General features: G+C 72.2%; 24 protein-coding genes and 1 pseudogene. 11 read left to right on the forward strand and 14 right to left on the reverse strand.

Features of this window, described 5'->3' with window-relative positions; translation table 11 throughout:
• Positions 1 to 175: 175 nt before the first annotated feature.
• Positions 176 to 454, reverse strand: a pseudogene (locus OHA64_RS44550) (nuclear transport factor 2 family protein); the annotation flags it as partial.
• A gap of 48 nt (positions 455 to 502) precedes the next feature.
• On the opposite strand from OHA64_RS44550, the gene OHA64_RS44555 reads away from it, so the two are divergent.
• On the forward strand, positions 503 to 1,228 hold the full coding sequence (locus tag OHA64_RS44555; protein WP_405622927.1) for a class I SAM-dependent methyltransferase: 726 nt from the start codon (positions 503 to 505) through the stop codon (positions 1,226 to 1,228).
• Positions 1,229 to 1,264: 36 nt separating this feature from the next.
• Here OHA64_RS44555 and OHA64_RS44560 read toward each other — a convergent pair whose 3' ends face one another.
• The 4 genes from OHA64_RS44560 to OHA64_RS44575 form a co-directional block, all read right to left on the reverse strand.
• A complete protein-coding gene (locus tag OHA64_RS44560; protein ID WP_405622928.1) occupies positions 1,265 to 2,233 on the reverse strand; it encodes an acetylxylan esterase in 969 nt (322 codons plus the stop codon).
• Between the two features lie 125 nt (positions 2,234 to 2,358).
• Entirely contained in the window at positions 2,359 to 2,940 is a 582-nt protein-coding gene (locus OHA64_RS44565) for a hypothetical protein (RefSeq protein ID WP_405624373.1), read from the reverse strand.
• 220 nt (positions 2,941 to 3,160) lie between these two features.
• Entirely contained in the window at positions 3,161 to 3,880 is a 720-nt protein-coding gene (locus OHA64_RS44570; RefSeq protein ID WP_405624374.1) for a ferredoxin reductase, read from the reverse strand.
• Between the two features lie 79 nt (positions 3,881 to 3,959).
• On the reverse strand, positions 3,960 to 4,565 hold the full coding sequence (locus tag OHA64_RS44575) for a sulfite oxidase-like oxidoreductase (protein WP_405622929.1): 606 nt from the start codon (positions 4,563 to 4,565) through the stop codon (positions 3,960 to 3,962).
• Positions 4,566 to 4,801: 236 nt separating this feature from the next.
• Here OHA64_RS44575 and OHA64_RS44580 point away from each other — a divergent pair, with 236 nt between their 5' ends.
• On the forward strand, positions 4,802 to 5,728 hold the full coding sequence (locus tag OHA64_RS44580; RefSeq protein WP_405622930.1) for an NADP-dependent oxidoreductase: 927 nt from the start codon (positions 4,802 to 4,804) through the stop codon (positions 5,726 to 5,728).
• Positions 5,725 to 6,453, forward strand: coding sequence for a GNAT family N-acetyltransferase (locus OHA64_RS44585; protein ID WP_405622931.1), 729 nt, complete (start codon positions 5,725 to 5,727; stop codon positions 6,451 to 6,453). Before OHA64_RS44580 ends, OHA64_RS44585 begins: the two co-directional genes overlap by 4 nt.
• Positions 6,454 to 6,487: 34 nt before the next feature.
• On the opposite strand, the gene OHA64_RS44590 is transcribed toward OHA64_RS44585, so the two are convergent.
• Positions 6,488 to 6,889, reverse strand: a complete 402-nt coding sequence (locus tag OHA64_RS44590; protein ID WP_405624376.1) for a MarR family winged helix-turn-helix transcriptional regulator — start codon at positions 6,887 to 6,889, stop codon at positions 6,488 to 6,490.
• 280 nt (positions 6,890 to 7,169) lie between these two features.
• On the opposite strand from OHA64_RS44590, the gene OHA64_RS44595 reads away from it, so the two are divergent.
• On the forward strand, positions 7,170 to 7,979 hold the full coding sequence (locus OHA64_RS44595; protein ID WP_405622932.1) for a putative protein N(5)-glutamine methyltransferase: 810 nt from the start codon (positions 7,170 to 7,172) through the stop codon (positions 7,977 to 7,979).
• Between the two features lie 128 nt (positions 7,980 to 8,107).
• Here OHA64_RS44595 and OHA64_RS44600 read toward each other — a convergent pair whose 3' ends face one another.
• Positions 8,108 to 10,213, reverse strand: a complete 2,106-nt coding sequence (locus OHA64_RS44600) for a SpoIIE family protein phosphatase (RefSeq protein ID WP_405622933.1) — start codon at positions 10,211 to 10,213, stop codon at positions 8,108 to 8,110.
• A gap of 258 nt (positions 10,214 to 10,471) precedes the next feature.
• Here OHA64_RS44600 and OHA64_RS44605 point away from each other — a divergent pair, with 258 nt between their 5' ends.
• Complete coding sequence (locus tag OHA64_RS44605) at positions 10,472 to 11,347, forward strand: hypothetical protein (protein WP_405622935.1); 876 nt, start codon at positions 10,472 to 10,474, stop codon at positions 11,345 to 11,347.
• Between the two features lie 62 nt (positions 11,348 to 11,409).
• On the opposite strand, the gene OHA64_RS44610 is transcribed toward OHA64_RS44605, so the two are convergent.
• On the reverse strand, positions 11,410 to 11,634 hold the full coding sequence (locus OHA64_RS44610) for a hypothetical protein (RefSeq protein WP_405622936.1): 225 nt from the start codon (positions 11,632 to 11,634) through the stop codon (positions 11,410 to 11,412).
• A 272-nt stretch (positions 11,635 to 11,906) separates the two neighbouring features.
• Between OHA64_RS44610 and OHA64_RS44615 the strand changes: the two genes are divergently transcribed.
• The 3 genes from OHA64_RS44615 (at position 11,907) to OHA64_RS44625 (ending at position 15,037) form a co-directional block, all read left to right on the forward strand.
• Entirely contained in the window at positions 11,907 to 12,299 is a 393-nt protein-coding gene (locus OHA64_RS44615; RefSeq protein ID WP_405622937.1) for a hypothetical protein, read from the forward strand.
• A gap of 139 nt (positions 12,300 to 12,438) precedes the next feature.
• Complete coding sequence (locus OHA64_RS44620; RefSeq protein ID WP_405622938.1) at positions 12,439 to 14,454, forward strand: FAD-dependent oxidoreductase; 2,016 nt, start codon at positions 12,439 to 12,441, stop codon at positions 14,452 to 14,454.
• A 31-nt stretch (positions 14,455 to 14,485) separates the two neighbouring features.
• A complete protein-coding gene (locus OHA64_RS44625) occupies positions 14,486 to 15,037 on the forward strand; it encodes a PadR family transcriptional regulator (protein WP_405622939.1) in 552 nt (183 codons plus the stop codon).
• Here OHA64_RS44625 and OHA64_RS44630 read toward each other — a convergent pair.
• Both OHA64_RS44630 and OHA64_RS44635 read right to left on the reverse strand, forming a co-directional pair.
• Positions 15,025 to 15,564, reverse strand: coding sequence for a hypothetical protein (locus tag OHA64_RS44630; protein ID WP_405622940.1), 540 nt, complete (start codon positions 15,562 to 15,564; stop codon positions 15,025 to 15,027). The two genes, OHA64_RS44625 and OHA64_RS44630, sit on opposite strands and share 13 nt — an antisense overlap.
• A gap of 307 nt (positions 15,565 to 15,871) precedes the next feature.
• Positions 15,872 to 16,633: an SDR family NAD(P)-dependent oxidoreductase gene (locus OHA64_RS44635; protein WP_405622941.1), complete on the reverse strand. Its 762-nt coding sequence runs from the start codon at positions 16,631 to 16,633 to the stop codon at positions 15,872 to 15,874.
• A gap of 132 nt (positions 16,634 to 16,765) precedes the next feature.
• Here OHA64_RS44635 and OHA64_RS44640 point away from each other — a divergent pair, with 132 nt between their 5' ends.
• Complete coding sequence (locus OHA64_RS44640; protein ID WP_405622942.1) at positions 16,766 to 17,404, forward strand: TetR/AcrR family transcriptional regulator; 639 nt, start codon at positions 16,766 to 16,768, stop codon at positions 17,402 to 17,404.
• A 101-nt stretch (positions 17,405 to 17,505) separates the two neighbouring features.
• Here the strand turns inward: OHA64_RS44640 and OHA64_RS44645 are convergent, their stop codons facing one another.
• The 4 genes from OHA64_RS44645 to OHA64_RS44660 form a co-directional block, all read right to left on the reverse strand.
• Positions 17,506 to 17,916 carry a PTS-dependent dihydroxyacetone kinase phosphotransferase subunit DhaM gene (locus tag OHA64_RS44645; protein ID WP_405622943.1) on the reverse strand — a complete coding sequence of 137 codons (411 nt, stop codon included), beginning with the start codon at positions 17,914 to 17,916 and terminating at the stop codon, positions 17,506 to 17,508.
• Entirely contained in the window at positions 17,909 to 18,517 is a 609-nt protein-coding gene (gene dhaL / locus OHA64_RS44650) for a dihydroxyacetone kinase subunit DhaL (RefSeq protein WP_405622944.1), read from the reverse strand. Before dhaL ends, OHA64_RS44645 begins: the two co-directional genes overlap by 8 nt.
• A 47-nt stretch (positions 18,518 to 18,564) precedes the next feature.
• The gene (gene dhaK, locus OHA64_RS44655; RefSeq protein WP_405622945.1) at positions 18,565 to 19,557 is read right to left on the reverse strand and encodes a dihydroxyacetone kinase subunit DhaK; all 993 of its coding nucleotides are present in this window, start codon (positions 19,555 to 19,557) and stop codon (positions 18,565 to 18,567) included.
• A gap of 113 nt (positions 19,558 to 19,670) precedes the next feature.
• Positions 19,671 to 20,849, reverse strand: a complete 1,179-nt coding sequence (locus OHA64_RS44660) for a Cmx/CmrA family chloramphenicol efflux MFS transporter (RefSeq protein ID WP_405622946.1) — start codon at positions 20,847 to 20,849, stop codon at positions 19,671 to 19,673.
• Positions 20,850 to 21,204: 355 nt separating this feature from the next.
• Here OHA64_RS44660 and OHA64_RS44665 point away from each other — a divergent pair, with 355 nt between their 5' ends.
• Together OHA64_RS44665 and OHA64_RS44670 are read left to right on the forward strand one after the other, a co-directional pair.
• On the forward strand, positions 21,205 to 22,413 hold the full coding sequence (locus OHA64_RS44665) for a serine hydrolase domain-containing protein (RefSeq protein ID WP_405622947.1): 1,209 nt from the start codon (positions 21,205 to 21,207) through the stop codon (positions 22,411 to 22,413).
• Between the two features lie 176 nt (positions 22,414 to 22,589).
• Positions 22,590 to 24,125: an alpha/beta fold hydrolase gene (locus OHA64_RS44670; protein WP_405624377.1), complete on the forward strand. Its 1,536-nt coding sequence runs from the start codon at positions 22,590 to 22,592 to the stop codon at positions 24,123 to 24,125.
• The last annotated feature ends 36 nt before the right edge of the window (positions 24,126 to 24,161 follow it).

The raw sequence follows: 24,161 nt of genomic DNA on the forward strand, positions 1-24,161 counted from the left end.
CTAGCCACAATGTAGCACGCGGTTCGCGGTCACGTCTGTGAGTTGGCGCTCAATGGGCGCCGACAGGCCACTCGACGAGGTACAACAAGCCGCCAGAAAACGGCAGTTGGGTGATCGCCCGCACCGGGGGCGATCACCCTGACTCTCCTGTGGCGTCCGGCGACGGCGCGGACGCTCAGCCGAGCCGCGCCTGCGCCTCCTTGGTGATCTGCTCGAACTGGGCGCCCATGGCCGCGGACAGGGCCTGGGTGCCCGACAGCGGTCGGACCTTGACTGTGAACTCGTCGATCAGCCCGTCCTCGTCGAGGTGGATGAAGTCGCAGCCGTCGATCTCGCGCTCGTCCACCTTTGCCGTGAAGACCAACGCGTGGTCACGGCCGTCCGCGCCGCTCAGCTCCCGCACATAGCGGAAGTCCTCGAAGACCCGGACGACGCCACGCAGGCGGGACGCCGAGCGCGTTCTCACGATCCTCGGGCAGCGCGCTCCCCTAAGCTGACGCGGATGTTCAGCCCCGAAGGCCCCCGACTGCGCGAACTCGCCGTGCAGGCCCTGTCGTCCGTCGAGCGCGGCTACGACCTGCTCGCCCCCAAGTTCGACCACACCCCGTTCCGCACCCCCGACTCGGTGCTCGACGCCGTCGCGTCGGCGCTGCGCCGCACAGGCCCCTTCGACACAGGGCTCGACCTGTGCTGCGGGACCGGCGCCGGGGTCGACGTGCTGACACGGGTGTGCCGACGCGGGGTGACCGGTGTCGACTTCAGCGCCGGCATGCTCGCGGTGGCCCGGGAACGGGTACGGCCCGCCGGTCCGCGAGTCTCCTGGGTGCGCGCGGACGCCCGCGCGCTGCCCTTCGGGTCCGCCTTCGATCTCGTCGTGAGCTTCGGGGCGTTCGGACACTTCCTGCCGCGCGAACTGCCGGGCCTGTTCGCGCAGGTCCACTCGGTGCTCCGGCCGGGCGGGGCCTTCGCCTTCCCCGTCGTCGCCCCGCCGCGCCCCGCCTCCCGCGCCTACTGGATGCTGCTGGCCTTCGACGCGGTGATGCGGGTGCGCAACACGGTGTGGCGGCCGCCGTTCGTCATGTACTACCGGGCCTTCCGGATGGGCGACGTACGACGGGAGTTGGAGCGTGCGGGCTTCGGGGCCGAGCTCCAGCCGCTACCCGAGTTCGGGCAGCGAAGGGACGGCAGCCCACGGGTCCGGATGGTCGTGGCCCGTCGGCTGCCCTGACCCTCACGCACCCGTGGTCGGACTGGAGGGAAGGTCTCAGGCGAACGACCGCAGCCAGCGCACCTTGGTCGCCTCCTGGTAGGGGCCGCCGCCCTCGTGGTCGTTGAAGTCGTACACCTCGATCTCCTTCTCGTCGTGCGCCCAGGCGTTGAAGGCCGCGAAGACGGTGGAGGGCGGGCAGGTCTGGTCCTCCAGGGCCGCCGAGAACAGCGCCGGGGCGGTGGCGCGCTCCGCGAAGTGCACGGCGTCGAAGTAGGAGAGGGTGCGCAGGGCCTCCTCGGTGTGGCCGCGGTGCGTCTTGAGGTACAGGCCGATCTCACGGTAGGGGTGACGGTCCGTCAGCGTCGCCGCGCGCGGGTAGTCGCAGAGGAACGGCACGTCCGGCGCGACCGCCGCCAGACCCGGAACCAGGCCGCCCACCGCGATCGAGATGCCGCCGCCCTGGCTGGCGCCGAGGACGACCGTGCGCGCGGGGTCCGCCAGCGGATGCGAACGAGCCGCCTCCACCGCCCGCACCCCGTCCGTGAACACCCGGCGGTAGTAGTAGTTCTCGGGGGCGTCGATGCCCCGGGTCATGAAACCGGGGTAGGCGGGCGCCCCGCCCACCGGGTCCGGGGTGCCGCCACCGCCGCCCCAGGCGCTGCCCTGGCCGCGGGTGTCCATCACGAAGTGCGCCCGGCCCGTCGACGCCCACAACAGGTGCTCGTGCGGCAGCCCGCGCCCGCCGCCGTACCCGACGAACTCCACGACCAACGGAACCGGCGCGGAGACCTCGGCGGGGATCGTGAACCAGCCCTTCACCGGGTGGCCGCCGAACCCGGCGAACGTCACGTCGTACACCTTCACCGTGGACAGCCCCGTGTCAACGAACTCGAAGCGGGCGTCCAGATCGTGCGAACGGGCCTCGTCGAGCGTCTTGGACCAGAACGTGTCGAAGTCCGAGGGCGCGGTCGACGCGCTGCGGTACTCCCGGAGTTCGTCGAGGGGAAGGTCGAACAGGGCCATGGAACCGCCTTGGGTGAAGAGTGAGTGCGGATGATCACACCGTACGTGCGTGGCAGGACGTATCGCCAGATCTTTACCCCTGGGGGAGCGAGAGGTCCCGGGCACCGGTCCTGGTCGATCGGGGGTCAGGCCTTGCGGTGTGTCCACTGCGGCTCGGTCAGGGTCCAGTCCCTTTCCCACTCGGCCATCCTGCGCCGGGCGGCCGCGCCGCGGACCACGGAGTGGCCGAAGAGCACGAGGGCGATCGCGCCACCCGCGGCGCACCCGCCGATGGCCAGGGTGTGCTGCCAGACCGCGGTCTCGTTCGGCGGCGGTGAGACGCTCCGGCCGCGGGAGTCGAACCACACACTGACGGTCTCCCCGCGGTGCGTGCCCGCCGGGACCCGTGCCGTCGCCGTCCGGGTCCCGCTCCCGGGCTCGGTCCAGCGCACGGTCACCCGGTACGTGTGTTCCCGGGCGCTCACCGAGGGAAGCGAGTCGGGTGTCTTGCCGATGACCTCCGCGCGTACCTGATGACGTTCGGCACGCTGTGCCACGGCGACCGCGCGCGCCTCGTCATGGGCCCACCAGCCCGCGACCGCTCCGGCCAGCGGCGCGCCCAAGAGGAGCAGGACCGAGACGGCCAGTACCGTCCAGGCCTCCACCGTGTCCGACCGGCGCCGCAACGGATTGCGTCGCCAGCGCCAGCCGCGCGCCCGGGTTCGCATATCGACCTCCGCACCGCGCACACCCGCGAGTGCCCACACGGATCCAGTATCCCTCCGTCGGCAAGGTTCAGCAGCGGCCCGCCCACGCGCCGCCGGTCCGGAGTGCCCAGCCGGGACACGGCGAAACGCCGGGCGGGGCGGAGAGCGGGGAAACCGGCCACGCGGCCACGGGGGAGCCCACACTCGCGTCCCTCACCTGGGACGCCCACACCCGCGCCCGTCAGCCGAAACGTTCGATCCGGATGTGGTCCACGGGCTGACCAGCCTCGACAAGGAGCCGTGAGGCGTGCTCGGCGAAGGCGTTGGACCCGCACACATAGGCCTCCCACCCACCAGGAGGCTGCTCGGCCAGGAGAGGCGCCACATGTGCGGCCGACATACGTCCCGCCGGCACCCCCGGCGGCGCGCTCCGCGTGAACACCGGCGTCGTCTCCGCACCCAGCTCCCTCGCGTAGATGAGGTCCTCTGGGCTGCGAGCCGACACCAGCATCCGCAACGGCACGGACAGGCCGCGCGAGCGGTGGTGCCGCACCATCGACATCAGCGGTACGACTCCGGAGCCGGCGCCGATCAGCAGTGCGGGCCGGTCTCCGGGCCAGGCGAAGAAGCCGCTCAGCGGGCCGCGCAGCTCGACCTCGTCCCCGGGCTCGGCCACCGAGTGGAACCAGCCGGAGACCTCGCCGTCCTCGACATGGTCGAGGGTCAGCTCGATGTGGCCCGAGTCCTCGGGTGCGGACGCGATCGAGTAGTGGCGCTGGGCCGCATAGCCGTCCGCGGCGGTCAGCCGCAGCAGCAGGTGCTGGCCGGGCAGATGCCCCGCCCAGGTGGGCACGGCGAAGCGGAACGTGGACGCGTGCGGGGTCTCGCGGCGGATCTCGGTGAGCGTGGCGGTCTGCCACACCGCGGCGGCCTGGTTGCTCACGGCGATCCGTCCGGGCACGGCGAAACGGCTCGGCGGCACGAAGGCGGGGGAAGCGGGCGACGCGGGGGACGGGCGGGACGTGTGGGAAGTGGTCGTCTCAGTCACCGGAGTACCGCTGCTCCTCCCACGGGTTGCCGCGCGCGTGGTAGCCGTTCTGTTCCCAGAAACCCGGCTCGTCGTGGTCGAGGAGGCGCAGTCCGGCGATCCACTTGGCGCTCTTCCAGAAGTACAGGTGGGGCACCAGCAGCCGGGCCGGCCCGCCGTGCTCGGCGGGCAGCGGCTTCCCGTCGTACTCCCAGGCGATCCAGGCCCGCCCCCCGGTGAGGTCGGCGAGCGGGAGGTTCGTGGTGTACCCGGTGTGGGAGTAGGCGACGACATGTGTGGCGGACCCATAGGGCCCCACCACATCCAGGAACGCGTCCAACGACACGCCCCCGAACCGGACGCCGAACTTCGACCAGCTCGTCACGCAGTGGATGTCGCCCTCGTAGGCGGAGGCCGGCAGCGCGTGGGCCTCGTCCCAGTCCCAGGTGCGCGGTCGTTCCACCAGCCCGTCGACGCGGAAGGTCCAGTCGGCGGGCGCCAGCTCGGGCGTGACCTCGGCGGACAGGACGGGCCAGTCGTCGCCGGCGTCGTACTGACCGGGCGGCAGTCCCGGATTGTCGACGCGGGCGCGTCCGGTGAAGCCTCGGGTGACGTTCATACGGTTCCAGCGTGGCGGGGGTGATTGCTGACGCGTTCAACCGTACGTGCCCGTCGGACCTGGCCCGGCCACGGCCCGCCCCGGGATCGTGACGGCCGTATGAACTGTTCGGCGCCCCGGGAATAGCGGGGCGCCGGTCTTCCTTGCCGCCTGTGGCAGTGACCGGTGGCCCGTACAAGCGTCCGGTGGCTGGTACGACCCGATGGTCCCGAGGACAGCGAAGGAGAGTGGGAGCAGTGCCCAAGGCGTACGTCTTCACGCGGTACGGCGGCCCGGAGGTCGAGGCTTTCGCCGAGGTGGACCGGCCTGTCCCCGGTCCGGGCCAGATCCTGGTCGCGGTGCGTGCCGCGGGAGTGAACCCGGTCGACTGGAAGCAGCGCACCGGCTACCGCCGCCCCGGTGAGAGCGGCGAGCGGGAGTTCCCGGTCGTGTTCGGCAACGAGGTCGCCGGTGTCGTCGAGGCGACCGGCGACGGCGTCGCCGGGTTCGCGGTCGGCGACGAGGTCTTCGGCAACACGGTGGTCGGGGGGTACGCCGAGTACGCGCTGCTGCCGGTGGCGGTGGCCGCCCACAAGCCGGCCGAGCTGTCCTTCGCCCGAGCGGCGGCCCTGCCCGTCGCCGCCGCGACGGCCTACGACGGCGTCCACCAGCTCGGCCTGCCCGCCGGGTCGACCCTGCTGGTCACCGGAGCGGGCGGCGGTGTCGGCGCGGCGGTCGTCCAGATCGCCCGGGCGGTCGGACTGAGCGTCGTCGGCGTCGCGAGCGAGGGCAAGAAGGACTTCGTCGAGGCGCTCGGAGCCGTGCACGTGCCGTCCGGTCCGGGCTGGGCCGAGCGGGTGCGGGCGGCGGCGCCCGACGGTGTCGACGCGGTCTACGACCTCGTGGGCGGCGAGGTGCTGGCCGACGCGGCCCGGCTGCTCACCGACCCGGCCCGGCTGATCACCGCCGGAGCCCCGGCCGAGGAGGCGGAGCGGTACGGCGGCGCCCGCGTGGCCCGGGAACGCACCGCGGCCGTCCTGGAGGCGGTGGCCCACCTCGTGGTGAACGGCGAGCTCGAACCGCACATCACCCGGACGTTCCCCCTGGACCGGGCCGGCGAGGCCCTGCGCACGGTCGAGGACGGCCACGCCCGCGGCAAGGTCGTGATCGAGGTCGCCCGATGACCACGGACACCACCCCGCACGTCCTCGACAACCCCGCCCGCGCCGCGCTGACCGGCCCGCACGCCCACTTCGCCGAGCAGCGGGGCCGTGTGCTGCGCTATCCGGTCGACGTCACGCCGTGGCTGGCCCTTCCCGACGAGCCGGACAGCGACGACTGGGCGGACGCCGCGACGCTCGCGGGACCCGGCAACGACGTCCCGCTGCTCGGATTCCAGGGGCAGGTCCCGGACGGCTGGGAGGTCACGTTCCAGATCGAGGGCGTGCAGTTCGTGGACGACGGACTGGCCGCGGCCCCGGACCCGGAGGCGGTCCCGCTCGGACCGGCCGACGTGCCCGAGATGCTCGACCTGGTCGCCCGCACACAGCCCGGCCCGTTCCTGCCGCGCACCATAGAACTCGGCCCCTACCTGGGCATACGGCGAAACGGCGCCCTCGTCGCCATGGCGGGGGAACGGCTGCATCCTCCCGGCTGGACCGAGATCAGCGCGGTCTGCACCGACCCCGCGGCCCGCGGCGAGGGTCTCGCGACCCGGCTGATCCTCGCCGTCGCCCACGGCATCCGGGAGCGCGGCGAGACCCCGTTCCTGCACACCGGCGCCGGCAACACCCACGCCATCCGGCTCTACGAGTCCCTGGGCTTCCGGCTGCGCCGCACCACGGCGTTCGGGGCGGCCAGGGCGCCACAACGGCTGCCGGAGGGACGTACGGCGGTGCCCGTGGCGTAGGGCGGCGGGGCCGTGTCGCAAGCGCCGGGAGCCTTCAGTCGCCCTCGGCCCCGGTGCTCGACCACGCGTTGTAGCGGACGAGGCAGGCGGCGAACCGATCCAGATCCTCCTGTGTCCAGTCCGCGAGCCGCTCCTGGACAGCGGCCCGTCGGCTCACGGTGACCTGGGCGAGGATGCTCCGGCCCGCCTCCGTCAGATGCAGGACCTGCACCCGGTGGTCCTCCGGGTCCCGGCGCCGCTCCACCAGCCCGGCGCGCTCCAGAGCGGTCACCTGGCGGCTGACGGTGGACTTGTCCAGGGCGTAGTGCGCGGCCAGGTCGGTGGCACGGCAGCCGCCGCTCTCCTCCAGGTGCCCGAGCAGGGTGTACGACACCAGCGACAGTTGGGGATGCATGCGCCCGGCGGATGCCCGGGCCCGGCGGGCGAACGCGGTCATCTCGCGCTGGATGGTCTCCACCGCCGCTTCGGTTCGGTTCACGGCACCTCCCTCACCCGTACTGGTTGCATAATACAACCCGCACGGTGTGAGCCGTCCGTGGGCGGCCGTTGGGGTAATGTGACCGTCCGGTCGGGGGTGGTCCCGGCCGGACGTGTCGAGGAGGTGAGACCCATTACCGCTGTGTCAGCTCGGGTGCTCTCCCCTCGAACCGGCGCGGATCACCGTCGGTAGGTGACCGCGGGAGCACCTCACGGCTCCCGAAAGGTTTCCGGCTTCCATGCCTCCACTCTCTTCGTTCACCCCGCCCTTCTCCTCGCCGTCGTCCCGTGCCTCCGTCGTCGCCGCACTGCGGGGTGCAGGTTGCGTCTTCGCCGAGGACGAGGCGGAGTTGATCCTGGCCGCCGCCCGCACCCCGGACGAGCTGGCCGACCTGGTGGACCGCCGGGTGACCGGCCTGCCTCTCGAACTCGTCCTGGGATGGGCCGAGTTCCGCGGACTGCGCGTCGCGGTGGAACCCGGCGTCTTCGTGCCCCGTCGCCGTACCGAGTTCCTCGTCGAGCGGGCCCTCGCCCACGTCCCGGACGCGTCCGTCGTCGTGGACCTGTGCTGTGGTTCGGGCGCGGTCGGTGCCGCGTTGGCCGCCGCGCTCGGCCCCGTCGAACTGCACGCGGCCGACATCGAACCGGCGGCGGTGCGTTGTGCCCGCCGCAATCTCCGTGAAGCCGGGGGCCACGTCCACGCCGGCGACCTGTTCGAGGCGCTGCCCGTCGACCTGCGCGGCCGGGTCGACATCCTCGCGGCCAACGTGCCGTACGTTCCCACCGACGAGGTCGGGCTGCTGCCCGCCGAGGCACGCGAACACGAGCCACTGCTCGCCCTCGACGGCGGCACGGACGGTCTGGACGTCCTGCGCCGGGTCGTCACGCAGGCACCGGGGTGGCTCGCGCCGGGCGGCTGCCTCCTGATCGAGACGAGCGAGCGCCAGGCTCCCGCCGCGGTCGAGGCGTTCATACGCGGCGGCCTCAGAGCCAGGCTGGCGGTGTCGGGGGAGTGGTTCGCGCACGTCGTGATCGGAACCATGTCCTGAGGAGTGCCGTGGACGGCGGTCGGGCCGTGCGGGTCAGGCCGCCGGACATCGGTTCGGGGGCGGATCGGGCTCGCAGTCCGAGTGACGCAGGCGCTGGCGTCGAGTCCGCCCGTCCGGCCCGTCGGTCGTCACTGCCCCGCGGCCCTCTGCTCCTCCGTCTGCACGCGTGCGATGAGCAGTGCCACGTCGTCGGAGTTGTCCGGCTGGTGCAGGGTGCGCAGGAGGAGGTCGCAGACCTCCTCCAGAGTGCGGTCGGGGCCGTCCAGAAGGGCAAGGAGGGCGTTGAGGCGCTCGTCGAGCGGGTGCTGCCGGGTCTCGACGAGGCCGTCGGTGTAGAGCACCAGCCGGTCGCCGGGCTCGAGGTCGACGGTGGTCGTCGAGAAGGCGACCCCGCCCACCCCGAGCGGCGCGCCGGCGGGCAGGTCGAGCAGCTCCGGGGGACGGCCCGCGCGCAGCCGGGCCGGCGGCAGATGCCCGGCGTTGGCGATCCGGCACTGCCGCAGCCGCGGATCGTGGACGGCGTACACACAGGTGGCGATGGAGCTGTCCAGGCTCTCGGTGATCCGGTCCAGATGTTCCAGGAGCCGGGCCGGATCGAGGTCGAGGGAGGCAAGGGTGTTCGTGGCGGTACGCAGCCGGCCCATGGTCGCGGCGGCGTTGATGCCGCTGCCCATCACGTCGCCCACGACGAGCGCGGTCTTGCCGCCGTCCAGCGGGATCACGTCGAACCAGTCGCCGCCGACCTCGGCGGTCGAGCCCGCGGGCTGATAGCGGGAGGCGACCTCCAGCCCCCCGGTCACCGGCGGGTGGCTGGGCAGCAGGCTGCGCTGCAGGGTGAGGGCGGTGTCGCGGGCGTTCTGGTACCAGCGCGCGTTGTCGATCTGCACGGCCGCGCGGGATGCCAGCTCCCGGGCCAGCAGCAGATCGTCCTCGTCGAACGGCAGGGGGTTGCGGGTGCGCTTGAGGTCGAGGGCGCCGAGCACCTCGCCGCGGGCGATCAACGGAACGGCCAGGTAGGAGTGGACGCCCGCCCGGGCCAGCAGCTCGGCCGCTTCCGGGGTGCGTGCGATGCGCGGCAGGACCTCGGCCCCGACCTGCGGCACCAGGATCGGGCTGCCCGTGCGCACGCACTCGGTGACCAGGCGGTCCGGTGCGTACCGGGTGACCTGTCCCGGCGGGTCGGCGGCGGCGAGGGCGTCCGGGGCGCGGTCCGCCTCGACGGCCAGGGCGCGGATCGTGGCCGGTTCGGTGGGGCCGAGGGTGCTGCGTCGGCCCTGGACGACCGACTCCAGCAGGTCCACGGCGGCGATGTCGGCGAGTTCCGGCACCGCCACGTCGGCCAGCTCCCGCGCGGTGCGCTCCAGGTCGAGAGTGGTCCCGATACGGGCGGAGGCGTCGGCGACGAGGGCGAGGCGCCGTCGCGCGGCCTCCGTCTCGACGGCCGCCCGGTGCTGTTCGGTGACGTCCACGACGGAGACGGCCACCCCCAGCACATGGGCCAGCGAGTCCTCCAGCCGGTACAAGGAGATCGTCCAGGCGTGCTCCTCGTCCGGGTCGGCCGGAGTGAGGCCGGCGACCTGCTGGTCGACGACCGGTCGGCCGGTCTCCAGCACTCGCAGGGCCGCCGCCTCGACGGCGCCGACGTCGACCTGCGGCAGGACCTCGCCCATCGTGCGCCCGATCTGCTCCGCGGCCGGCACCCCGTTGATCCGCTCCAGCGCCGGGTTGACGGAGACGTACCGCAGATCGGTGTCCAGGACGGCCAGTCCGATGGGGGACTGCGAGACCATCCGGCTCGACAGCGCCACGTCCTGTTCCAGCTGCCTCACGGTCGACTGGTCGACGGCGAGCCCCAGGGCGTAGATGTCCCCCTGGTCGTCCAGCAGCCGCATGTTGCGGAACTCCACGAGCCGCGTGCTGCCGTCCTTGCGCCGGACGGGGAAGGCCCCGGCCCAGCCCTGTCCGGTGTCCATCACGTCGGCGAACAGTTTGACGACCAGGTCGACGTGCTGCTCGTGCACCATGATGCGGGCCGCGAACTGGCCGAGTGCCTCCGAAGCCCGGTAGCCGAACAGTTCCTCGGCCTGCGGGCTCCACAGCACGATCCGTCCCTCGGTGTCCAACACCACCGAGGCCATGCCGAGCACGTCGAGCAGCCCGCTCGGCCGCACCGGGGGCCGCACCGGCTTCCTGCCCTCCGGTGCCGGAATCCCGGCTCCTCCGGCTGCTCCCATGCCACGCACCGCCTTCGCCCGACCTCGTGGCACGCCGATTCCCCCGTGCCGACTCCTCTGTTCTATCGCGTTCGAGTGACACCGCGTCGCCATAGTCGGCTTCTTCCACCATCCCTCAACACGGTGACGGCCGTCCGGTGAAGTGACCGCGGTGGTGTCCGGGCCGACAAGCACCTTTCATTGGTCTGTACATGACCATCTCGACGGGCCAGACTGTGCGCCGAACCCGCCCCACCCCCCACCGAGGGAGTCGTCTCCATGCCCCTGCGCGCCCGGCGCCGTCGTCGCACGGTCCTCGCCACGCTCGTGTCCCTGACCGCCGCGACCCTGCTGTCCTCCGCCCCGCCGGCCTCCGCCGCCGACACCTGGACCGAGGTGGGCTCCGACCGGGCCGACCCGCTGACCGAGAGCCAGGGCCTCGCCTCGGTCGAGGTCCCGGCCGGCGCCGCCAACCGGTACACGGGAATCGGCACCGTCCCCCTCGCCCTGAGCAGCCGGGGCTGGAACCACGTGGGAGACCCCGACGCCTCGTACGACGGCCACTACATCGAGCCCTACCAGCGGGACTCCGGCACCACGAAGATGTTCCGGGTCCAGTCGCCCGACGGAACCTGGTCCGAGTACGTGCACACGCTCAGTTCCGGGGAGGTGCTGAACAACTCCTGGGCCGCGGTCTCGCCCGGCGGGCAGTGGATGCTGTCGGGGGAGTGGGGCACCATGAACCGCCTGCTCGTCTTCCCCACCCCGGGCGTCAACCCGAGCACCTCGCCGTCGGCGAACCTCCCACAGGCGAGCACGGTCCGGCTCGACCACGACGTACGTGACGTACAGGGCTGCGACTTCGTCAGTGCCACCCGGCTGCTGTGCTCCTCCGACGACCCGGCGGGCACCCTCTTCGGCATCACGAAGCCACTGCTCCAGATCGACCTCTCGGCCGAACCGAACGGCACCGCCGATGTCACCGGCAGGGTCACCGCGCTGCGGCAACTCCCGCTGCGCAGCTCCTGCACCGGCAGCTTCGAGGCGGAGGGGATCGACTACGACCGCCGCACCGGCACCCTGCGCGTGATCGTCGTATCGCCCGGATTCTGCGTGCTGACGGACAGCAAGACGTACCGGCTCACTCGGGGGTGAGCTCCGCCGCGCGGTCGGTGGCCGGCCTGGGAAGCCTGGTGTCCCGCCCCGTGTCCCCCGGGCTAGTCGGTGCCCGTGCCGTTCCAGTCGTAGGGGCCGCCGCCGCGCCACTCGATCAGCGTGGGGTCGTCGACGGCCGTGTCCTGCGCGGGCAGGCCTGCCTGGTGCAGGAACTCGAGCACGTCGAAGAGGCTGTACGCGACGCCTGCGCGTTCGCCGCGAACGGTCACCTGTCGCCCGCCGTCCGGCGAAGGCGCGAGCACGATCACGGGCGGGTCCTCGTCCATAGCACCACCATGCGCCGAGCTGGGCCTTCACGCAGCTCTGCGGGCGCCGAACCGGTACAACCGGGGGAGAAGTCCGGCGGTGGGGCCGGTGGGGCCGGTGATGCCACACCGGATCGGCTCCGCGGGCAGTGCTCCGCCAGTAGTGCCCCGCAGGCAGTGCTCCGGAGGCGGCTCCGCCGGTAGTGCTCCGCCTCGGCTGGTGGTTGTCTGGGGGTGGGCGGTCACGTGGGGCGTCCGTGCGCCGCGCCGCCGCCGTGAGAGGAGCGATCACGATGGACGGTCACCGACCGCATCCGGAATCGGTCTCGGTGGAGATCAGCGGGTGCAGCAAGCACGACGCCCGGATCGTGTTCGACGCCCTGTGCGGGTGCTTCGCGTCCGACCGGCGCGCCGAGGACGTCCCGGAGGACCACTCGGAGACCCGTCCGACGGTGTGGCTGGGCACCTTCGACGTCACCGAGGCGCACGAGGAGGCGCACGAGGAGGCGCGCGAGGGCGCCGCCCTCGGCCGGCTCTCCTCCTCCGTCGTCGCCGACCTGCAAGGCGGGTACTGGGCGGTCGACCGCTTCCGTACCACCCTGGGCTCCCTGTTCTCCGTGCACGACCTGTCCACGGTCTCCGGAGATCAGGAGAAGGAACTGCACGTACTGCTCGAGAGCAGGTAGTCCGCGCCGAGCGTCCCGTCCCGCCGGGAGTCGCGACGTGGTTCGGATCACCCCTTCCCGGTTGTGCAACTAGTTGCATAATCCGTGTGCGGTCCTCTACAACAAGAGGGCACCGCAACGCCGCGCACGGAGGGGCCCGATGACCCGATACCCGCACCTGCTGACCCCGCTCGACCTGGGCTTCACCACGCTGCCCAACCGCGTCCTCATGGGCTCGATGCACGTCGGCCTGGAGGAGGCCGAGGGAGGCTTCGAGCGCATGGCGGCGTTCTACGCGGCCCGGGCACGCGGGGGAGTGGGCCTGATCGTCACCGGCGGCATCGCCCCCAACGAGGAGGGGCGGCCGTACGAGGGCGGTGCCAAGCTCACCACCGAGGCGGAGGCCGAGCAGCACGCCGTGATCACGGAGGCGGTGCACCGCGAGGGCGGCAGGATCGCGATGCAGATCCTGCACTTCGGCCGGTACGCCTACCACCAGGACCTCGTCGCCCCGAGCCCGCTCCAGGCCCCGATCAGCCCCTTCCCGCCCCGCGAGCTCACCGACGCCGACGTCGAGCGGACCATCGACGACTACGCCCGCGCCGCCCGTCTCGCCCGGCAGGCCGGTTACGACGGCGTCGAGATCATGGGCTCCGAGGGCTACCTGATCAACGAGTTCATCGCCGCGCAGACCAACCGGCGCACCGACCGATGGGGCGGCTCCTACGAGAACCGCATGCGCTTCCCCGTCGAGATCGTCCGCCGGGTGCGCGAGGCGGTCGGCGAGGACTTCATCATCGTCTACCGGCTGTCGATGCTCGACCTCGTTCCCGGCGGATCGACCTTCGACGAGGTCATCACCCTCGCCAAGGCCGTCGAGGCGGCCGGCGCGACCATCATCAACACCGGCATCGGCTGGCACGAGGCCCGTATCCCCACCATCGCGACCTCGGTGCCGCGCGGCGCCTACGCCTGGGTGACCAAGAAGGTCATGGGCGCCGTCTCGATCCCGCTCGTGACGACCAACCGCATCAACACCCCCGAAGTCGCTGAGGAGTTGCTGGCCGACGGCTGCGCGGACATGGTGTCCATGGCCCGCCCGATGCTCGCCGACCCCGACTTCGTCGCCAAGGCCGCGGCCGGCCGGCCCGAGGCCATCAACACCTGCATCGGCTGCAACCAGGCCTGCCTCGACCACACCTTCAACCTCCAGATCACCTCCTGCCTGGTCAACCCGCGTGCCTGTCACGAGACCGAACTCGTCCTGTCACCGACCAGGCTGCGCAAGCGCGTCGCCGTGGTCGGGGCCGGTCCCGCCGGACTCGCCTGCGCGGTCAGCGCGGCGGAGCGCGGGCACGAGGTCACCCTCTACGACGCCGCGGGCGAGATCGGCGGTCAGCTCAACGTGGCCCGCAGGGTCCCCGGCAAGCAGGAGTTCGACGAGACGATCCGCTACTTCCGTACACAGCTCGAAGAACACGGCGTGGACGTGCGGTTGAACACCCGCGTCACCGCCGACCAGGTCGCCGAGTACGACGAGGTCGTCGTCGCCACCGGCGTCACCCCCCGCACCCCCGACATCCCCGGCGTCGACCACCCCAGCGTCGTCGGCTACCTCGACGTGCTGCGCGACCGTGTGCCCGTCGGCGCCCGCGTCGCCGTCCTCGGGGCGGGCGGCATCGGCTTCGACGTCGCCGAGTACCTGACCGACGGCGGCGACAAGGCGAGCGAGAACCCGCGGACGTACTTCCGCCAGTGGGGCGTGGACATGGACTACCGGGAAGCCGGCGGACTGACCGCCCCCGAGCGGCCCGCCCCGCCGCGCACCGTGCACCTGCTCCAGCGCAAGACCGCCAAGGTCGGCGCGGGCCTCGGCAAGACCACCGGCTGGATCCACCGCACCGAGCTCAAGCACCGCGGCGTGACCATGGTCCCTGGGGTGCGTTACGACCGAATCGACGACGCCGGACTGCATGTCACCGTCGGCGACACGAGCACTGTCCTGGAGGTCGACACCGTCGTCCTGTGCACGGGGCAGGAGCCGCGCCGCGACCTGTACGACGCGTTGGTCGCCGCCGGACGTGACGTCCACCTCATCGGCGGCGCCGACGTGGCCGCCGAACTGGATGCCAAGCGGGCGATCAAGCAGGGAACCGAGCTGGCGGCGACGCTGTAGGGCCGCGGGACGCCGTCCCTAGGATGACCCCATGTCACTCCCGCACGCGATCCTCGTCGCTCTGCTCGAGAAGCCGTCGTCCGGCCTCGAACTGACCCGCCGGTTCGACAGGTCGATCGGCTACTTCTGGTCGGCGACGCACCAACAGATCTACCGCGAGCTGGGAAGACTGGAGGCCGAGGGCCATATCCGCACCCTCCCCACCGAACAGCCGGCGCGCGGGCAGAAGAAGAGCTACGAGGTCCTGCCCGCGGGCCGCGCGGAACTGGCCCGCTGGAGCGCCGCCGCCCAGGATCCGAAGCCGCCGCGGGACGTGCTGCTGCTGCGGCTGCGGGCGGCGGCCGTGGTGGGCACCGCCGGCATCGAGGCCGACCTACGCCGCCATCTCGACCTGCACCAGCGGCAGTTGGCCGAGTACGAGGAGATCGAGCAGCGCGACTTCCCGCCCGGCAAGGACACCCCGCAGGACCGGTTGAGGCACCTCGTGCTGCGGGCGGGCATCGACCTCGAGACCTTCTGGACGCGGTGGCTCACCCACGCCCTGGACGAACTCGCCGACCTGCCCGCCGATCAGAGCCGGTAGGGCTTAGAACGGCGGCGCAGGAACCAGACCGTGGCCACGGCGCCCGTCGCCACCAGGGCGCCGCCGGCCGCCAGCGTGAGCGTGCCGTAGTCCTTCGCGGCGCCGCCCAGCCCGCCCATGACGCCGCGCGAGGGCGAGGCGGTGGGGGAGACCGTGGGCGTGGGGGCCGCGGAGACGATGACGGCCTGGCTGCCCGCCTGCGCCCCGTCCCTGTTGCAGACCACGATCACCGTGTACGTCCCCGGACTCACGTTGGACCACAGCGCCGACTGGGTGGCGTTGGTGCCGGACAGCTCGGTCTGGCGGCCCTGCGCGAAGTTCGTCTGGCTGCTGGTGAGCAGGGACGCCCTGCCGAAGCCGTTGTTGTTGCTGACGCAGGCGCTGGTCGTGACCGAGACCGTGGCTCCGTTGGTGCTCACGGAGATCCCCGAGGCGGCCGCGGCCGGCCCCGCGGTCAGCGCGAGTGGAAGCACGGCGGCGGCCGCGCCGGTCAGGCAGGAGCGGAGGATCTGCTGACTGATGTGCATGGGTCTGCCCTCCGGCGGCACGGTCGGCGGTACATCCCTTGCGCCGCCATGGGGTCGGGGAGCGCCGTGCTGCCTCAGGGAGAGCCAATGCGCTCACGGCCCCCCTCGCACGTGGACCGCCGCCGCACAGGTGACGCGGCGACACCGCGCGCCCCGGTGACGGCGGCCGGGCCGCACCCCGCGACGGAGGCGGCAGTCGCCTGCCGGCCGTCGTCGGACCGACGTTCGGCAGCGGTCGGACCTGCGACCGGCAGGCGGGGTGGGACCGGCGCCGGTCCGATCTCGTCAGGGCGCCGTCAGGGCGCCGTCAGACCGCCGACCAGCCGTCGTCGACCGGCAGGATCGTGCCGTTGATGTTGGCGGCCGCCTCCGACGCGAGGAACACGATGGCGGCGGCCTGCTCCTCGGGCTGGGCCAGCCGGCCCATGTTGACGAAGTGCGGGTGGATGGCCGTGGGCCCGTGCGCGCCCGGTTCCGCATCCATGGCGATGGCGGTCACCGTGCCGCCCGGGGCGATGGCGTTCGCCCGGATGCCCTGCTTGCGGTACATCACCGCGAGGTTCTTCGTCAGCCCCACGATGCCGTGCTTCGAGGCCGTGTACGCGGCGCCCGCCGCGCTGCCCCGCAGGCCCGCCTCGGAGGCGGTGTTCACGATGACGCCCTTGCCGGCCGCCAGCATGTGCGGCAGCACCGCCCGCGTGAGCAGGAAGGGCGCGGTGAGGTTGACCCGGATGACCCGCTCCCACTCCGCGTCGCTCACGTCCGCCAGCGCCGACATGCGGTCCATGATCCCGGCGTTGTTCACCAGGACGTCCACCCCGCCTAAGCGCTCCACCGCCGTCTCGGTTAACCGCTCGACGACGGCCTGCTCGCTGAGGTCGCCGGTCACGGCCACGGCGGTGCCGCCGGCCTGCTCGATCTCCTTGATCACCGCGGTGGCGCCCGCTTCGTTGAGGTCGGCCACCAGGACCCGGTCGCCCTGCGCGGCGAAGGCCAGTGCGGTGGCACGTCCGATGCCCGAACCCGCCCCGGTGACGATGACACCGCGCCCGTCAGTACCGCCGTTCATGAGGTGCTCCCTCCGCATGGCCTCGGACACGGTGCCCGGGGCCGTCCCCACCCTAAGACTTACTGTCTTGGAGTGACATAAACTCATGGGAGAGAATTCCGGAGGCGTGATCACCATCAGCCGGAGGAACCGATGACCGCACCTCGCGGACGCACGGGACGACCACCCCTCACCGAGGAACGCAAGGCCGAGATCCGGCTGCGGATCGCCCGGGCCGCGGTGGACCTGTTCGTCGCCCAGGGCGTCGTGGCGACCACCGGCGAACAGATCGGACAGGCGGTCGGCGTCTCCGCGCGGACCGTGTGGCGGTACTTCCCGAGCAAGGAGAGCTGCGTACGGCCGCTGCTCTCGGCGGGGATCGACCTGATCGCCGCTCGTCTGCGCGACTGGCTCCCCGGGCAGCCCCTGGAGCGGCTTTTCGACGACGAGTTCGCCGACGCCCATGGCTTCACCGGCGGCCCGGACCGCGCCACCGTCGGAGCCCTGGTCCGGCTCACCCGCACCGAACGCGGACTGCGCGCCGTATGGCTCCAGACGTACGACGAGGCCGAACCGGCGTTCGCCAAAGCCCTGGCCGAGCGGGCCGGGCTGCCCGCCGACGACCTGCGGCCGACGATCCGGGCGGCGATGTTCAACGCGGCCCTGCGCGCGGCCGTCGAGCACTACGCGTGGCGCACCGACACGACGACGGGGGACGCCGCGACGGCGGAGGCCGAGCTGGTGGCAACCCTGCGCTCGGCGCTCGCCGTCGCGGCGGAAGGGCTCACGTAGGAGTGAAGGGCGGGGTCAGCCCTACGCGTTCGTGGCGACCAAACCTTCCGGGTACGCGCGCACGCCGAGGTCCACCCTCGCGGCACCTGTACCCGGCGAGGTCAGACCTTCCGGTACGTGTACGCCTCGGCGGCCGCCGCCTCCACCGCCGCGACGTCGGCTCCGGTGGCCGCCGTGACGACCGCGGCCACCGCTCCCTCGACGAACGGGGCGTCCACCAGCCGTGTGCCGTCCGGGAGTTCGTCCCCTTCCGCGAGCAGGGCCTTCACGGTGAGCACCGAGCTGCCGAGGTCGGTGAGGACGGCGACTCCGGCGCCCCGGTCGACGGAGGCGGCCGCCGCGGCGATCAGCTCCGCGCTGGTCCCGAGGCCGCCCCCCTCGGTGCCGCCCGCCGGAGCGACGGGTACGTCGGTGTCGCCGCCCGCGAGGTCCTTCGCCAACCGGGCCACCGACGCGGCGACTTCCGCGCTGTGCGACACCAGCACGATCCCGACCGGCTTCGCGTCACTCACCGGTCGCCTCCGCCACCTCGACGAGTCCGGCGATCAGCAGCGACGCCGAGGTGGCGCCGGGGTCCTGATGCCCGATGCTGCGCTCCCCGAGATAGCTCGCCCTGCCCTTGCGGGCCTGCAACGGGGTGGTTGCCTCGGCGCCCGCCGCGGCGGCCGCCCCGGCCGCGGCGAAACCGTCGGCGAGCGCGTCGACGGCCGGCACCAGCGCGTCGATCATGGTCTTGTCGCCGGGCGCGGCACCACCGAGCGTCATGACCGCGTCCACCCCGGCGCGCAGCGCCTGGGCGAACTGCTCCTCACTGACCTCGACGGCGTCCCCGAGGGCCTTGCCGGTCCGGCGCAGCAGGGTCCCGTACAGCGGCCCGGACGCCCCGCCCACCGTCGAGATGAGCTGACGTCCGGCGAGGGTGAGCACCCCACCGGGCGTGTCGGGTGCCTCCTTGTCCAGCGTCGCGGTCACGGCGGTGAACCCGCGCCGCAGATTGCTGCCGTGGTCGGCGTCCCCGATGGGAGAGTCGAGGGCGGTGAGCCGTTCCGCCTCACGTTCCACGGACGCGGCGGTCGCCGTCATCCAACGGCGGAAGAAGTCGGCGTCGAGCACTGGATCTCCTTGCGTGGTCGGTACGTTGCGATCTCTTGCCCGCCCGGTCAGATGCCCCAGCGCAGTCCCGGGGTCTTCACCGGCGCGTCCCAGAGCCTGAGCAGTTCCTCGTCGATCTGGCACAGGGTGACCGAGGCGCCGGACATGTCGAGCGAGGTGACGTAGTTGCCGACGAGGGTGCGGGCGACGGCGACCCCGCGCTCCGTGAGCACCCGCTGAACCTCGGCGTTGAAGCCGTACAGCTCCAGCAGCGGCGTCGCCCCCAGGCCGTTGACGAGAACGAGCACGGGATTGCGCGGGTTGATGTCGTCCAGGATCGCGCCGACCGAGAAGTCGGCGATCTCCCGAGAGGTCATCATGGACCGCCGCTCCCTGCCCGGCTCGCCGTGGATGCCGATGCCCAGCTCCAGTTCACCGGCCGGCAGGTCGAAGGTGGGGCTGCCCTTGGCGGGCGTGGTGCAGGCGCTCAGCGCGACACCGAAGCTGCGGGAGTTCTCGTTCACCTGTCGGGCCACCGCCTCCACCCGCTCCAGCGGCTGCCCCTCGTCCGCGGCGGCCCCGGCGATCTTCTCCACGAACAGCGTCGCGCCCGTGCCGCGCCGCCCGGCCGTGTACAGACTGTCCGTCACCGCCACGTCGTCGTTGACCAGCACCTTGGCGACCTGGATGCCCTCATCCTCGGCGAGTTCGGCCGCCATGTCGAAGTTGAGCACGTCACCCGTGTAGTTCTTCACGATGAACAGCACCCCGGCCCCGCTGTCCACGGCGGCCGCCGCCCGCACCATCTGGTCCGGCACCGGCGACGTGAACACCTCGCCCGGGCAGGCCGCCGAGAGCATGCCGGGCCCCACGAACCCGCCGTGCAGCGGCTCGTGCCCCGACCCGCCACCGGAGACCAGCCCGACCTTCCCGGCCACGGGAGCGTCCCGCCGTACGATCACCCGGTTCTCGACGTCGACGGTCAACTCGGGATGGGCCGCCGCCATACCGCGCAGCGCGTCGGCGACCACGGTCTCGGGAACGTTCATGAGCATTTTCATGGGTACCTCCTGGTGAGGCCGGCAGATGAGCCTCTGAGCTGTGTTTCTACAGGTCAGTATCAGTGTTGCTGATGGCCGGACGGGCGTGTACGGGTGGTCCGGTCCTGCTCGCGTCACCGGAACGCCCTGCTGCTCCGACCGGCCGCTATCACTCCGCGCAAAGGGAACGCGATGAGCAGCGCGATCGCGACGAGGAGGCCGCTTGCCCAGAGGGGGCCGCGGTCCCCGGCTGCGGTGCTCAGGGTGGTCGCGGCGATGACGGGCCCGACGGCGGCACCGACGTTGAGTGCCGCTGTCGCATAGGAGCCCGCCATGGTGGGCGCTTCTGCCGCCTCGTACAGGACCCGTGTGATCAGCGTGCTGCCCAGCGCGAACGACAGCGCGCCCTGGAGGAACACCAGGAAGAGCAGGGCGGACGGCACTTCCGCGAGCACGGCCAGGGCCGGCCAGCCGATGAGCAGGAGCGGACCGCCGACGGCGACGACCAGGAGGGGGCGCTGGTCGGACAGCCGCCCGGCGACGGTGACACCGACGAGGGAGCCGGCACCGAAGAGCACCAGGACGACGGAGATCCACAGCTCGCCGAGCCCGGCGCTCTCGGTCACGACGGGGGCGAGGAAGGTGAAACTCGCGAAGGTGGCCGCGTTGACCAGCGCGCCCAGCAGCATGACCAGGACCAGCCGCGGACTCTGGAGCTGTGCGAGTTCCGATCGCAAGGCCGGTCCGTCGGTCGCGTCCTGCTGCGTACGGCGCACTGGAATTCCCTTGAGGATGCCGATGGCCGCGGGCAGGCAGAGCGCCACGACAGCCCAGAAAGGGGCCCGCCAGCCGAGCAGTGTGCCAAGTACCGAACCCACGGGGACACCGGCGATCGTGGCGACCGTGGTGCCGGACAGCAGTACGGCGAGCGCACGTCCCTTCCTGTCGGGAGAGACCAAAGTGGCGGCGGTCGTCAGAGCTACGGCGAGGAACCCCGCGTTCGCGAGCGCCGCGGCCACGCGCGTCGCGACCAGCACGGGGAAACTGGAGGTGGCAGCGCCCACGGCGTGGGCTGCCGAGAACACGAGGACGAACCCGAGCAGGCTGGGCCGACCGGGCCAGTTGCGGGCGAGCCCGGCCATGAGCGGGGCACCGACGATCATTCCGACCGCGAAGGCCGAGGTGAGCAGGCCCGCTGTCCCGACGGTGACGTCGAGGTCCGAGGCGATGTCCGGCAGGAGGCCGGCGAGCATGAACTCCGAGGTGCCCATGGCGAAGACCGCCAAGGCGAGGAGGTACAGCGGGAGAGGCATCGAGTGGCTCCGAGGTGAGGAGAAGCACGAGAAGGTCGTCTCGTCACCGCGGTCAGCACCCGAGGGCGCACGCATCCGGCCGCAGAACACGGCTCAGGGCAGGGCTACGAACTCAGGGGTTCAGGGGGCTGACGGGGTGACCGAAAGCCCCCAACTCGTCTGACTCAGGGCTCGACATGGCCCGCACGTTACCCGACGGCCGCCCGGCGCGCTCAGTGCCCAGGCTCGGCCATACCAACGGAAGGCCCAGCCGTCCAGGGGGTTGCCCCCCGCCTTTCACTTGGGCTGCCCGCAGCCCCGAAGCACATGCCAGCCGGAGTGATCGGACGCCGGCGCGTGCCTAGCGTGGTCTCACATGCCGACCTTCTTACCGACTTCCGTGCCCGGCAGGCGCACACGCCTCGCGGCTCTGGTGGTGGCCATCGTGCTGGCCACCGGCCCGGTGGCGACCGCGCAGGCGCCGGTCTCACACTCCCCGGCCGACTGCGGTACGCACGACGGGGTCCGCCGGGCGTTGCAGGTCCTCACCGACCGAGACGGGATCACCGGTGCCGCGGCCCTGGTGACCGACCCCACCGTGGACGCGCCCTGCGGGCGCTGGGCCGAGGCCGACGGGACGGCCGACCTGCGCACCGGACGCCGTATGAACGCCGCCGACCGGCTGCGCGTCGGCAGCGTGACCAAGACGTTCACCGCGACGCTCGTCCTGCAGCTCGTCGCCGAACACCGTCTCTCGCTCGAGGACCCCGTCGACCGCTTCCTGCCCGGTCTGATCCACGGGCACGGCTACGACGGCCGCCGGATCACCGTACGGCAACTCCTGCAGCACACCAGCGGATTGCCCGACTACCTCGAGGGTCCCGAATGGGAGCACCCCGAGCGGTTGCGGTACCGCCACTTCGAGCCGCGCGACCTCGTCGCGCGCGCCCTCGAACTGCCGGGCCCGCAAGGCACGTGGCACTACGCCACCACCAACTACCTCGTCCTCGGCATGATCGTCCGCGAGGTCACCGGCCGTACCCCCGAGGCGGAGATCACCCGCCGCATCATCACCCCCCTCGGGTTGCGGGACACCTACTGGCCGGGCGACGACACCCGCGTCCAAGGGCCGCACTCCCACAGTTACTTCACCGCCGACGACGGTCGGCGCGGCGACGGCACCGCCTGGAACATGACCTTCGGCGGGGTCGGCGGCGCACTGGTCTCCACGCCGGCCGACCTGACGCGTTTCGCCACCGCCCTGTTCGACGGCCGTCTGCTGCCTACTGCCCAACTGGCGCTGATGCAGCGGACGGTGGCCGCCGACCCCGACCGGCTGTGGCCCGGCGCCCGCTACGGGCTGGGCCTGATCTCCTCGCCGCTGTCGTGCGGAGGGACATGGCTGGGCCATGGCGGGACGGTGCCCGGCGGCCATCGGGCGCTGATCGCCGTCGGTCCCGATGGCCGGAGCGTCGCCGTCGCCCTGAACGAGGTGCCCGCCTCGCTCCAGGCCGAGCTCGACTTCCTGGACCTCGTCGACAAGTCCCTCTGCGAGAACGCCTCTTCGGAAAGGACGTCCGCGTGACCGGCTCCACCTCTCCTGCCACCTCGTCTCTCGGCGACACCACTTCTCCAGCCACCCGGTCCCTTGGCGGCTCCACCTCTCTTGCCGCCCCGTCCTTTGCCGACACCGCCGCGGCCGCGCGCACCGCCGGCCCGCGTCCACGCGGCTCAGCCGGCGGCGGCGGCCTGACCCGGCTCGTGTCGCGCACCGCGGCAGGGGCCGCCCTCTGCCTCGTCGGCGCCCTCACTCTCGCCGCGTCGCCCGCCGCGGCCGAACCCTCCGGCGCGACCGCGGACCCCCTCGCCCGCTACCACCACCAGCGCCTCGCCTGGAAGAGCTGCCTGCTCGGACCCGACGACGAAACCGGCAAGGAACTCCAGCAGGCGGGCGCCCAATGCGCCGACGTCACCGTCCCGTTGGACTACGACGCCCCGGACGGTCGCACGATCACTGTCGCGATCTCGCGGATCCGGGCCACCGACACCGCCCGTCGCGTCGGCGCGCTGCTGCTCAACGGCGGCGGTCCCGGCGGGCAGACGATCGGGGACCCGCCGTGGGTGCGTACGTCGATGAAGCAGGTCGGTGAGCGCTACGACGTGGTGGGCGTGGACCCCCGTTTCGTCGGGCGCAGCACACCGCTGGACTGCAAGTGGCCCACCGGTTCCTTCATACGCGGCCCGGGGGCCGACCGCGCCGGGTTCGATCGCGCGGCGGTGTTCGCCGAGGAACTCGCCCGCCGCTGCCGTACCAACGAGGGTGACGTACTGCCCTACGTCACCACCCGGAACACCGCGCGCGACATGGACGTCATCCGTGCCGCGCTCGGCGAGCGCAGAATCTCCTACCTCGGCTACTCGTACGGCAGTTACCTCGGCCAGGTGTACGCCACGATGTTCCCCGGCCGCACCGACCGGGTCGTCCTCGACGGTGTCGTCGCCCCCGACCGCTACGGTCCCCGGCTGCTGCGCGGCACGGAATCGGCCAACCGGCACGCCCTTGCGGGCTGGGCCGCGTGGGCCGCCGCCCGCCACACCACATACGGCCTGGGCCGCACTCCGAGCGCGGTCCTCGCGACGATTCACCGGATCCGGACGGCGGCCGGACGCACGCCCCTGCCGATCGGCGAGCACCGGGTGGACGAGCAGGTGATGCCCGTCGTCGTCTTCAACGGCCTCTCGCAGGACAACGACGCCGCGTACGCCGCCTTCGCACAGGCCGTGCGGGACATGCGACGCGCAGCCGACGGGCACGCGGTCACCCCGTCGCCCTGGCTGGCCGACACACTCGACTTTTTCCTGGACGGATCCGAGTCCTCCTACGGCAGCGTCCAGGCGGCGATCCTGTGCGGCGACGTGGCCGCGCCCCGCGACCCGGAGACGTACTGGCGGGATGTCCAACGCGCCCGTACCCAGGACGCGTTGTTCGGTCCCGTCACGCACAACATCACACCGTGTGCGTTCTGGGAGCCGCCGCGCGAGGGCCCGACCGCGATCCGCGACGACCTGCCGGCTCTGCTCGTCAACGCGACCGGCGACCCGCGCAGCACCTACGAGAGTGCGCGGACAGTGCGCCGCATGTGGCCCTCCTCCCGCCTGATCACCCTCCGCGGCGCGGACCAGCACGCTGTGTACGGCGTCTTCGGCAGCGCCTGTGTCGATACGACCGTCAACACCTACCTGGCCACGGGCCGTCTGCCGTCCACGGACCTCACCTGCGACCGGCCTTCCGGATGAGAGCCGGCCCAAGATGTCGGAGCCGTCGCCCTGCTG

It is taken from the genome of Streptomyces sp. NBC_00076 (assembly GCF_045041235.1).
Lineage (GTDB): Bacteria > Actinomycetota > Actinomycetes > Streptomycetales > Streptomycetaceae > Streptomyces.

Excerpts from the sequence above, each read along its gene's own strand:
- OHA64_RS44555 (WP_405622927.1), top strand. The coding sequence starts at position 503 with ATGTTCAGCCCCGAAGGCCCCCGACTGCGCGAACTCGCCGTGCAGGCC.
- OHA64_RS44560 (WP_405622928.1), bottom strand. The coding sequence starts at position 2,233 with ATGGCCCTGTTCGACCTTCCCCTCGACGAACTCCGGGAGTACCGCAGC.
- OHA64_RS44565 (WP_405624373.1), bottom strand. The coding sequence starts at position 2,940 with ATGCGAACCCGGGCGCGCGGCTGGCGCTGGCGACGCAATCCGTTGCGG.
- OHA64_RS44575 (WP_405622929.1), bottom strand. The coding sequence starts at position 4,565 with ATGAACGTCACCCGAGGCTTCACCGGACGCGCCCGCGTCGACAATCCG.
- OHA64_RS44585 (WP_405622931.1), top strand. The coding sequence starts at position 5,725 with ATGACCACGGACACCACCCCGCACGTCCTCGACAACCCCGCCCGCGCC.
- OHA64_RS44590 (WP_405624376.1), bottom strand. The coding sequence starts at position 6,889 with ATGACCGCGTTCGCCCGCCGGGCCCGGGCATCCGCCGGGCGCATGCAT.
- OHA64_RS44595 (WP_405622932.1), top strand. The coding sequence starts at position 7,170 with ATGCCTCCACTCTCTTCGTTCACCCCGCCCTTCTCCTCGCCGTCGTCC.
- OHA64_RS44600 (WP_405622933.1), bottom strand. The coding sequence starts at position 10,213 with ATGGGAGCAGCCGGAGGAGCCGGGATTCCGGCACCGGAGGGCAGGAAG.
- OHA64_RS44605 (WP_405622935.1), top strand. The coding sequence starts at position 10,472 with ATGCCCCTGCGCGCCCGGCGCCGTCGTCGCACGGTCCTCGCCACGCTC.
- OHA64_RS44610 (WP_405622936.1), bottom strand. The coding sequence starts at position 11,634 with ATGGACGAGGACCCGCCCGTGATCGTGCTCGCGCCTTCGCCGGACGGC.
- OHA64_RS44615 (WP_405622937.1), top strand. The coding sequence starts at position 11,907 with ATGGACGGTCACCGACCGCATCCGGAATCGGTCTCGGTGGAGATCAGC.
- OHA64_RS44620 (WP_405622938.1), top strand. The coding sequence starts at position 12,439 with ATGACCCGATACCCGCACCTGCTGACCCCGCTCGACCTGGGCTTCACC.
- OHA64_RS44625 (WP_405622939.1), top strand. The coding sequence starts at position 14,486 with ATGTCACTCCCGCACGCGATCCTCGTCGCTCTGCTCGAGAAGCCGTCG.
- OHA64_RS44630 (WP_405622940.1), bottom strand. The coding sequence starts at position 15,564 with ATGCACATCAGTCAGCAGATCCTCCGCTCCTGCCTGACCGGCGCGGCC.
- OHA64_RS44635 (WP_405622941.1), bottom strand. The coding sequence starts at position 16,633 with ATGAACGGCGGTACTGACGGGCGCGGTGTCATCGTCACCGGGGCGGGT.
- OHA64_RS44640 (WP_405622942.1), top strand. The coding sequence starts at position 16,766 with ATGACCGCACCTCGCGGACGCACGGGACGACCACCCCTCACCGAGGAA.
- dhaK (WP_405622945.1), bottom strand. The coding sequence starts at position 19,557 with ATGAAAATGCTCATGAACGTTCCCGAGACCGTGGTCGCCGACGCGCTG.
- OHA64_RS44660 (WP_405622946.1), bottom strand. The coding sequence starts at position 20,849 with ATGCCTCTCCCGCTGTACCTCCTCGCCTTGGCGGTCTTCGCCATGGGC.
- OHA64_RS44665 (WP_405622947.1), top strand. The coding sequence starts at position 21,205 with ATGCCGACCTTCTTACCGACTTCCGTGCCCGGCAGGCGCACACGCCTC.